The 1,201-nt window shown below is 28.7% G+C and carries 2 protein-coding genes; both read left to right on the plus strand.

What is annotated here, in order from left to right; translation table 11 throughout:
- A partial coding sequence (locus HH304_RS21085; protein ID WP_169685280.1) for a WG repeat-containing protein occupies positions 1 to 937 on the plus strand: 937 nt, incomplete at its 5' end.
- A 79-nt stretch (positions 938 to 1,016) separates the two neighbouring features.
- Positions 1,017 to 1,201 (plus strand): hypothetical protein (locus HH304_RS21090; protein ID WP_169685281.1); only part of this gene is annotated, 185 nt, incomplete at its 3' end.

Here is a 1,201-nt window from a genome sequence, read left to right on the forward strand (position 1 = left end):
AGATGCTTCTGATGAAAATCGTTTTATAGCAATTAAAGATAAGAAGTATGGGTTGATTGATGATAAGGGAGAAGTGTTAGTGCCTTTTGAGTATGAATCTATTAATATTCTATATCCTGAATTTTATAGTGTTGAAATAAAGTCAAAATCTTTTAGTATTCTTAAAGTCGGTGACAGACTATTAAACTGTGGTGTATCCAATTTGATTATACCTCTTTTTACAAATGACTACACAAATTCAATTTATTATTACCCTTATGTTGCTATCCTATCTACTTCTGGTACCTATGATGTCTTTTCTTTAAAAGAGAATAAATATCTAATAAAAGGTAATCGTTATATACCAATGAATCAGACGGCAAATTCAAATCTTGATTTAATTCCTTTTATTTCTGATTCAATAAATGGATATTATAATATTGTTGAGAATAAGTTTTTGAAATTATCGAGAAACTATATTTACATGGAATATCCGTATAGGGGAAATTGTGTGATAGCGGAAAAAAACAATGAGGATAAAATTTTATATGGTGTATTAAATTTACAAGGACAAGAAATTTTACCTTTCAAATATAAATATATATCAAATTACTGCAACGGTTATGCAAAAGTAGCTAATGACAATAATAATTATACTTTCCTGGATCAAGATGGTATTTTCATTTCACCATTTAAGTATGATTATGTCCAATATTTCTCCAAATTAGAAGTAACAATAGTTGGACAAGCAAATAAGAGAGGCCTTATAAATAGCAATGGAGAAATAATATTACCAATAGAATATGATAATTTAGTGTCATTTAATAATGGAGAACTTTACTATACCAGAGTAAATGATGCCTCCTATAAGGTTTTTAATTACAAGGGAGAGCTGCTAACAATTCTAACTACCACAGATCCATTATTTAACTTAAATGTAAAGTTACTTTTTAAATAATATGGTATTTATCTATTCGATATAAGATTATGTTACCTTTTTAGTTAAAAGGCTTTTATTTATGTGTTTTTAATTAACTATGCGTCATTTACTTTTTCATTTCTTCTTATTAATAGTCATATTAAGTTCGGGCTGTTCTGTTCTAGAAGCACAATCTAAAAAGGAGAGAAAGGCATTAAAAGTTTGGGTAAAGCAAGATGGGAAGTGGGGTTTGATTAATGGTATGGAGGAGTGGGTAGTGGAGCCTCAATATGCCAACTGCCT

Source organism: Marinigracilibium pacificum, from assembly GCF_012926615.1.
Lineage (GTDB): Bacteria > Bacteroidota > Bacteroidia > Cytophagales > Cyclobacteriaceae > Mangrovivirga > Mangrovivirga pacifica.